The sequence below is a fragment of the Spirillospora sp. NPDC049652 genome (genome assembly GCF_040675125.1).
GTDB lineage: Bacteria > Actinomycetota > Actinomycetes > Streptosporangiales > Streptosporangiaceae > Spirillospora.
Window position 1 is genome coordinate 1 of record NZ_JBFAOF010000274.1, and the last position, 7968, is coordinate 7968.

The 7968-nt window shown below is 71.8% G+C and carries 10 protein-coding genes and 1 pseudogene; 5 read left to right on the plus strand and 6 right to left on the minus strand.

Annotation, left to right across the window (positions count from 1 at the left end):
- On the plus strand, positions 1–149 hold a 149-nt coding region (locus AB0J52_RS18905; RefSeq protein WP_500182902.1), incomplete at its 5' end, for a transposase.
- Positions 150–308: 159 nt separating this feature from the next.
- Here the strand turns inward: AB0J52_RS18905 and AB0J52_RS18910 are convergent.
- From AB0J52_RS18910 to AB0J52_RS18925, 4 genes are all read right to left on the minus strand, one after another.
- Positions 309–728, minus strand: coding sequence for a DUF5959 family protein (locus AB0J52_RS18910; RefSeq protein ID WP_500182893.1), 420 nt, complete (start codon positions 726–728; stop codon positions 309–311).
- Positions 729–876: 148 nt separating this feature from the next.
- A complete protein-coding gene (locus AB0J52_RS18915) occupies positions 877–1497 on the minus strand; it encodes a hypothetical protein (RefSeq protein WP_500182894.1) in 621 nt (206 codons plus the stop codon).
- 88 nt (positions 1498–1585) lie between these two features.
- A complete protein-coding gene (locus AB0J52_RS18920; protein WP_500182895.1) occupies positions 1586–2227 on the minus strand; it encodes a TIGR03085 family metal-binding protein in 642 nt (213 codons plus the stop codon).
- A 206-nt stretch (positions 2228–2433) separates the two neighbouring features.
- Entirely contained in the window at positions 2434–3582 is a 1149-nt protein-coding gene (locus tag AB0J52_RS18925) for an FAD-dependent monooxygenase (RefSeq protein WP_500182896.1), read from the minus strand.
- An 81-nt stretch (positions 3583–3663) separates the two neighbouring features.
- Between AB0J52_RS18925 and AB0J52_RS18930 the strand changes: the two genes are divergently transcribed.
- Positions 3664–4227 (plus strand): TetR/AcrR family transcriptional regulator, encoded by a 564-nt coding sequence (locus AB0J52_RS18930; RefSeq protein ID WP_500182897.1) that lies wholly within the window; start codon positions 3664–3666, stop codon positions 4225–4227.
- Positions 4228–4470: 243 nt separating this feature from the next.
- Here the strand turns inward: AB0J52_RS18930 and AB0J52_RS18935 are convergent, their stop codons facing one another.
- Positions 4471–5385 (minus strand): zinc-binding dehydrogenase, encoded by a 915-nt coding sequence (locus tag AB0J52_RS18935; protein ID WP_500182898.1) that lies wholly within the window; start codon positions 5383–5385, stop codon positions 4471–4473.
- An 87-nt stretch (positions 5386–5472) separates the two neighbouring features.
- Between AB0J52_RS18935 and AB0J52_RS18940 the strand changes: the two genes are divergently transcribed.
- The 3 genes and pseudogenes from AB0J52_RS18940 (at position 5473) to AB0J52_RS18950 (ending at position 7220) form a co-directional block, all read left to right on the plus strand.
- Positions 5473–6072 carry a TetR/AcrR family transcriptional regulator gene (locus AB0J52_RS18940; protein ID WP_500182899.1) on the plus strand — a complete coding sequence of 200 codons (600 nt, stop codon included), beginning with the start codon at positions 5473–5475 and terminating at the stop codon, positions 6070–6072.
- A gap of 222 nt (positions 6073–6294) precedes the next feature.
- Positions 6295–6999 (plus strand): annotated as a pseudogene (locus AB0J52_RS18945) (GDSL-type esterase/lipase family protein); the annotation flags it as partial.
- Positions 6906–7220: an SGNH/GDSL hydrolase family protein gene (locus tag AB0J52_RS18950; protein ID WP_500182903.1), complete on the plus strand. Its 315-nt coding sequence runs from the start codon at positions 6906–6908 to the stop codon at positions 7218–7220. The pseudogene AB0J52_RS18945 and the gene AB0J52_RS18950, both read left to right, overlap by 94 nt.
- Before the next feature lie 61 nt (positions 7221–7281).
- Here the strand turns inward: AB0J52_RS18950 and AB0J52_RS18955 are convergent.
- Positions 7282–7968: LysR substrate-binding domain-containing protein (locus AB0J52_RS18955; protein WP_500182901.1), on the minus strand; the 687-nt coding region annotated here is incomplete at its 5' end.

The following is a 7968-nucleotide window of genomic DNA, read 5'->3' on the forward strand; positions in this document are numbered from 1 at the left end:
CGCACCTCTACAAGCGCCGCAACGTGGTCGAACGCTGCATGGGACGTCTCAAGCAATGGCGAGGCATCGCCACCCGCTTCGACAAACTCGCCCGCCACTACCGGGCAGCGATCGTCCTGGTGACCGCCCTGCTCTGGATCAACACATGATCCACCGGACACGACCTAGAACCGGCCGCTTAGTGCGCAGATTTTCGCCGTTCACACGACGACAGCTCAACAGCCAGCACCCCACCCAAGATCAGCGATCTTGAGCCAAGCCAGGTCCATTACGGCAGGACTATGCGGGCGGACAGGCGAACCCGTTGCTCAAGGGTTGGTTTGCCTCAGGAGCGTCCGCGCGTGTTCCAGCCTGGTGCGGTGGTCGTCGATCCAGTCGTCGTGAAAGCGCACCAGCAGGGTCACCGAAGTGAGTGACGCGACGGCGTCCTTGACGGTGACCTCGGCGGCTGGGCGCGGGCCGGTCGGGTCACTGAACTCGACCGGGACGATCGTCATCTGAGGACCGCGCCCCTCCTCCATCCACGCGGCTGAACGTCCAGCGGACAAGGCGTCCAGGACCGTCGCCCATTCGTCCAGGTCCTCTTCGAAGAGGTGGACGTCGTCCAGGTGGCCATGAGCGAACTCGCTGGTCGCGGTGATGCGGGCTTCGAGGCTCTGGAAGGCGCTGAGTGCGACGATCTCCACGATGACGCTGTTCTCGCCGTCATCGAACTTGACCAGTTCCACAGGTGCCTTCCGGCCTGGCGCTCAGGGGCGCGACGGCGTCGAGCGAGCACGAACTTGGCATGGCTCTCCGACAGTTTCGCCGAGCGCCGGAGCCGCATGACGGGGACGCGTTCACCGAGAGCGGGCGCATGTGCTCGGAGCCTGGTGGTCAACGTCGCTTCAGGGCCTCGATCACGGGGCCGACGGCATCGTTGAGCGCGGACACCAGAATCTTGATGTAGGCGGCGGCGACGGCGGCCAGTTCCTCGGAATCGGCGGAGGCCGGCACGTCGGGCAGGTCCACATGCAGGGGGAAGTACAGAGCCGCCGTGGTGAACGCGTACCCGCCTTGTCTCACCGCCGTGAGCTGGTCTTCGGGCAGAGACTGGACGTAGTGGTCACCGCGCCGCAGGAACGGTACGTCCTGCCAACCCGCCAGGCCCGCCACCTCCGGTGGAAGTGACACGCTCACGCCCACCTGGGCGATCGGGAGCACCTCCTCGCCTTTGATGTTCCGGGAAAGGCGGGCCCAAGGGATGAGGTCGTGAAACTCCACGTACATGGGCGCGACGTACTGACCGGCTGATCTGGGCGGCAGCGTGGCGGCCCGCCAGGAGAGCTCAGCGAAATGGGCGCGAGCGACCTGCTGATCCCGCGCGCTGTCGGAGTACACCGCCCATGGAGTGCCATCGGCGTGCGCGCACTGACGGACGCGGTCCGCGAAATGGCTGACGATGTCGTCGGCGCGGTCGGGGTCGTGCTCGGGCCGGATGACGAACGGAGCGGACACGCGGCGCCCTCCTCATGGCGAGTCCGGCGGGCGGCTGCGGAAGATCATGGCACTCCGACCGCCCGGTGCGCGAGCTCGCGAACCGAGGTCAGAGGCCGAAGTGGGTGTACTGGACGGCCTGGACCGCCCGGGTGGGGCCGGTGATCTCGACTTCCGCCGCGTCCTTGCGGCCGAACAGGTAGAGCAGGAGTTCGCCGGGGGTCCCGGTGATGCGGGCGGTGGGTATGCCGCGCCTCGCCCGGATGGTCTTGCCCGTCCCCGCCCACTGCAACTCCAGCCCGACGCCGCGCAGACGTCGCGCGAGAATCCACGGCGCGAACCCGAGGTTGTCCCACAGTGCCTCGTCCATCGCGTGGCCGTGCGTGCGCGGGCCACCGCCGTTCGCCCGCCGGACGTCCTCATGGTGGACGAAGAACTCGTTGAGGTTCGGGCCCCGGCGCAACCAGCCGAGCCGGAACACGCCCGGCGGCGGGCCCGAACGGAGCGTCGCGACGAGCTTCGCGAAGTCGTCCTGCGCGATCGCCAGCCTGCGGCGTTCGGCGAACCGGGCCCACGGACCGGGCAGCACCGCGCCGGGCGCCGCGAGGGAGTCGCGCTCCCGCAGGAGCAGGTGCGCGGTCAGGTCCCGGGTCGTCCACGGATCGAGGAGCGTCGGGGCCTCGGGCCCGAGCTCTTCCAGCAGGTCGCAGAGGTGCGCCCGCTCGGCGGCATCGAAGTACGCCTCGGCCATGCTTCCGGAGTCTAGACATCGGCCTCGCCGCTGAACATGACCCGCCATGGCCACGGCTTCATCGTCCTTGGTGACGCACTGGCGGCTCAGGGGGAGTGGCGCGATTCGGCCGCCGGAACCCCATGCGCGTCCCGGCGGGCGTGGCCGTCGTCGCGCGGGGACACCGCTGACGACAGCCTTGCGGGCCGTACCCCCTGGTCACGGCCTCACTGCGCCGGGGTGTCGCGCGGCGGCGTCCAGGTGAAGACCGAGTCGCCCTGCCGCAGCAGCGCGGTCGGGCCGAGCAGGCCCATCGCGCGGATCGCCGCGTCCCGCGCCGCGACGGCGACCGGGTTGCTCAGCTTCGTCAGCCGGGCGATCCGCGCCGACCGCTCCACGATCGCGGACGTCCTGGCCAGCCGCGCTGCGGTGTACGCGGGCAACCCGCCGCCGCTGGTCATCTCGTGCGCGAGGACGACGGCGTCCTCGATGGCCTGGCACGCGCCCTGCCCGAGGTTCGGCGTCATCGCGTGCGCCGCGTCGCCGAGCAGCGCGACCCGGCCCCGGTGCATCACGGGCAGGGGCTCGACCAGGTGGAAGACGTCGTTCCGCAGGATCGGCCCGGCCCTCCCGACCAGTTCGGGGATCGGCGCGTGCCAGGCCCCGAACAGCCTCGTGAGCTCGGCCTTCTCCCCGTCCGGCGCGGACGCGCCCGCCGGGGCCACGGCCGTCATGTAGCAGTACACGCGGTTCCCGGCGAGAGGCATGACCCCGCAGACCAGCCCGCGTCCCCACGTCTCGGACGGCATCGGGGGCTCGTCGGCCTCCACCACGAACCGCCACGCCGTTACGCCCGCGTACTGCGGCCCAGGATGGTCCGGGAACACGGTCGCGCGGATCGCCGAGTGGATGCCGTCCGCCGCCACGACCAGATCGGCCCGCAGCTCCCGGCCGTCGTCGGTCCGGACGATCCCGAGGTCCGGATCGACGCTGGTCACGGACGTGCCGAGCAGGGTCTCGGCCCGGTCCAGCCGTCCGGCGAGGAGGTCCACGAGCGCGGACCGCATCAGCAGGACGGTCGGGTCGCCGTATCTGGCGACGGCGGCCTCCGCACTCGTCCGGCTGAGCCAGGCTCCGCTCGCCCGCCGTATCCCGGCGTCCCCCTGGAACGCCGCCAGGTCCCGCACCGGGTCGCCGAGCCCGAGCGTGTCCAGGGCGCGCAGCGCGTTCGGCCCGAGCGCCAGGCCCGACCCGACCGGATCCAGCGCGGGCGCACGCTCGATCAGCGTGACCTCCCAGCCCCTGTCCGCGAGCGCCACCGCCGAGGTCAGCCCGCCGATGCCGCCGCCCACCACGATCGCCGTCCGTGTCGCCATGCCCGTCTCCCGCTCACTACGCCTGTAGTTCGTCTCGCTGGCACTGTAACGCGCGCTTCACTACAGCGGTAGTTTGGGTGGGTGACATCACGAGCCGAGGTGGTCGCCGACGCCGCCATCACCCTGCTGGTCGACCGGGGCATGCGCGGCCTCACCCATCGCGCCGTGGACGAGGCGGCCGGACTCGCGCCGGGCTCGACGTCCAACATCGCCCGGACCCGCCTGGCGCTCCTGGAACTCACCCTCACCCGGCTCACCGAGCTGGACGACGCGGCACTGCTGGCCGACCTTCCCGTCCCCCCGAGCCTCACCCGCGCCGAACTCGCCGAGGTCGTCGCCCAGGCGCTGAACGTCCAGCTCACCACCGCCCGCCGCCGCGCGCTCGCCCGCTACGAACTCGCCCTCGAAGCCAACCGCCGCCCCGAGCTGCGCGAGATCTACGACCGCGCAGGCCAGCGCTTCCGCGAACCACTCGTCGCGCTGGTCGCCGCTGCGGGTTCGCCCGATCCCGCCGACCACGCCCAGCGCCTGGTCGCCTTCCACGAGGGCGTCCTCTTCGACGCCCTGGCGGGTGCGGGCAAGGTGCCATCCCTGGCGGACCTCCGCCGCGCCACAGCCGACTTCCTCAAGGGCATCCTGCCCTGACCGCCGCCCCGGCAAAGCGGCCGCCACCAGCCCCGTTCGGCCGGCTGGACGTGACGCCGCCAAGCCCCCAGGCGTCCTCCGACAGCCGCGACCAGGCCGAAACCAGTCCGGTCCGTCCGGTCGGAAGTGGTGCGGACGGACCGAGCAGGCGTTCCTCCGACGGCTGCGGCCCGGCCGCGACCAGTCCCGCTCGTAAAGGCACCTGATGTCGACGGGGCGCGGTGGGACGGGAGGGGCGGGCGCTCAGATGAGGTCGAGGATGGCCTTTCCCCGGACGCGGCGGGACAGCAGGGCGTCAATCGCCTCGTCCGCCCGCCCCCACGACGTGCGCAGTCCGATCTGCGGGTCGAGGCGGCCGCGTTCGAGCAGGTGAAGCAGGGCGGACGTGTCGGGGCCGAAGGGCGCCGAGACCGTGAAGGGTTCCAGGCGTCCGTGGCCGCCGCGCATGCGTGCCTCTTCGAGGTCGAGCACGGTGGGTTCGCGGGACGCCCAGCCGATCGACAGCGCGACGCCGCCGGGCTCCAGCAGGCCGAACGCGTCGCTCAGCAGCCGTCCGCCGACATTGTCGAGCACGCCGAACACCGGGGCTTGCGGCAGTGCCGACCCGGTGAGCACTTCGTCCGCGCCCAGCTCGTCCAGGCCCTCGGCCCGTTCGGGCGCGCCCACCGACGCGATGACGTGCGCCCCGGCCCGCGCGGCGAGCTGCACGGCGAACCGGCCCACTCCGCCGGACGCGCCCGTCACCAGGACGCGGCGGCCGAGCACGGAACCCAGTCGGCGCACCGCCTGAAGTGCGGTGACGCCGGCCGCGGGGAGTGCCGCGGCTTGGCCCAGCTCCACGGAGTCGGGGACGACGGCGACGTTCGCGGTGGGCACGGCGCGGAGGCGTGCCCAGCCGCCCGTCCCACCGAACGACACGACGCGCGCTCCCTCGGCGGGGCCTGATCCGTCGGCGGCGGCGCGTGTCACCACTCCGGCCGCGTCCTTGCCGAAGACCTGGCCGGGACGCAGTTGCCGTGCCGCGAAGGCGAGCTCCCCGAAGTTCAACGAGGCCGCCTCCACGCTGATCAACACCTCGGACGGCTCGGGGCTCGGTTCCTCGACCTCGGCGAAGCGGACGCCGTAGGGGGCCTCGGGGTCGTAGACAAGCGCGCGCATGCGGCACTCCTCGGGGGGAAATCTAACTACCCAGTAAGTTCAGTGGGGAACGCTAGCAGACTGAACTCACCGGTTAGGGTGGTCCGCATGTCACCCCGTCCGTCCGCCCGCGAGCGGCTGCTGGACGCGGCGCGCGAGCTGTTCTACGCCGAGGGCTACGGCGTTTCGATCGACGCCGTCACCGAGCGCGCCGGCGTCGCCAAGCCGACCGTGTACGCGCACTTCAAGTCCAAGGACGCGCTGATCGGCACCATGCTCACCGCCGCCTGCGACGACTGGTTCACCGACCTGGACGCCGAGCTGGAGCGCCGCGCCGGAGATCCGGCCAGGCGGCTCCTCGCCCCCTTCGACCTCCTCGCCGCGAACCTGCCGGACCCGGCCTACCACGGCTGCATCCTGGTCAACAGCGCCGCGTCCTTCCTGGACGCCGAGCACCCCGCCCACGAGGCCCTCGCCACCCACGACCGGCGCATGCTCGACCTCTTCGAGCGCCTCGCCGCCGAGGCGGACGCGTCGAACCCCGCCGGTCTCGCCCGCCAGCTCCTCGTCCTCTACAGCGGCGTCAAGGCTCGCGGCCTGGTCGACAACAGCGGCGAGGCCGCCCGCGATGCCCGAACCGCCGCCATCCTCCTGCTCGCCGCAGCCCGCCTCCACGACACCACCCTCGCCCCCGGCTCACTCGCCTGACCTGGGACGAGACCGCTCAGAACGCTCGGACCGTCCTCGCTATGCCGCCCATGGCGTGTTCGCCTTCGCGACGCCGCCTTCGCGTTCGGCTTGGTGGCTGGTGGCGTGAAGAGGTTGCTGGGACGCCGCCGCTTCATCGCGCGTGAGGGGCTTGGATCGGCGTCGTCGTGCTCGCTCGTGGGTCGCTAGGCTGACCTGGTTGTTCTTGAAGGAAGGTTCCGGTTGATCCCGTCTCGTCCGCACTCGCTGTTCTCGTTCGGCACGCTCCTGGACGAGCCGGTGCAGCGCAAGCTCTTCGGTGGGTCCGTCCCGAGCGAACCGGCCGCGCTCGCCGGGTACGCGACCCGGTCGCTGCGGATCACCGACCCGGACGTGATCGCGACCAGCGGCCTTGAGGTGCACCTGACGCTGACGCGCGAGATCGGCGCGGAGGTCGAAGGGGCCGTCCTGCGCCTCACGGACGAGGATCTCGCCGCCGCCGACGCCTACGAGGTCGACGACTACGTCCGGCGGCGCGTCCGCCTCACGTCCGGCGAGACCGCCTGGGCCTACCTGGACGCCAAGCCCCTCCGCCCCGCGTCCCGCATCGTGATCGCCGGAGACAGCATCGCCTACGGACGCTGCGACCCCGCCGGGGGATGGGCCGCGCGCCTGGCGTCCGAGCACATCGCCGCGAACGAGACCGCCCACCGCGTCTTCAACGTCGCCGTCCCCGGCAGCACCCTGGACGACGTCCGCGACCAGCTTCCCGGGCTCCTGCACGCCCGCCTTCCCGACACCCTCGTCGTCGGCGCGGGCATCAACGACTCCGCCCGGCCCGAGAGCGGGGACGGATGGCTCGCCGATGCCGCCGACAACCTCGCCGCCCTCGCCCGCACGGCCCTGAAACACAACGCGCGCCTCGTCATCCTCGGCCCGACCTGGGTGGACGAACCCAACGCCCCGTCTATGGAGAGCTGCGTTTCACCCTTGCCCGCGCCGAAGCCCTACGTGAGTTCACCCGGGCCTGGTGCGCCGAAAACCACATCGACCACGTCGACATGTGGGAGCCCCTCCGCGACCGCCCGGACCTCCTCGCCGATGGTCTGCACCCCACCCCGGCAGGCCACCGCGCCCTTCACGAGCACCTGACCGCCCTGACCCGCTGAACCGGTCCGCAGACATCCAGGCGCCCGACCATCCCGGCCTGCTGAGCCGTCGTCCGCAGGCTCAGCGCCTGGCACTGCCGGGCGGCTGGGCTGTCGTCCTCGGATAACCGGGACCGCGCTGCCCCGTTGCGGAGTCGGCCACGGCCTCCCCGCTCTGGGCGGGTGGGTCATCGGCCGCTGACCCACTGAGCAGGTTGAGGAGGGCTTGAGTGGCGGGGGTGGAGTAGCGGGTCAGGGCGTGGATGTCGCGGCTGAGGGGCAGGTCGGCGAGCGGTCTGAGGAGGACGTCCGGGGGCGCGCCGGCGGTGCCGCTCTCCGGGACGAGCGCGACGCCCAGCCCGTGCCGGACCATCTGGAGGATGAGCGCGTAGTCGTCGGCCGAGTGACCGGTGTCCGGTGAGAAGCCCGCGTGCGCGGCGGCCCGTTCGATGAGCTCGTGGTCGGCGGTGCCGCGTGAACCCACGATCCACGATTCCGACGAGAGTTTTCGCAGGTCAACGACAGTATCCTGCGCGGCCGAGTGATCGGCGGGCAGCGCGACCAGGACGGGTTCGCGGCGCAGCGGCCGGACGTCCAGGCCCTTCGGCGCGGGCTCGGGAAGCAGGCTGTAGGTGTAGGTGATCGCCAGGTCGCAGCGGTCTTCGCGGAGGGCGGCGATCGCGTCGGCGGGTTCGAGTTCGCGGATGACGACGCGCAGTTCGGGGAACCGCGCCCTCGCCGCGCGGACGGCGGGCAGCAGGTGGCGGAC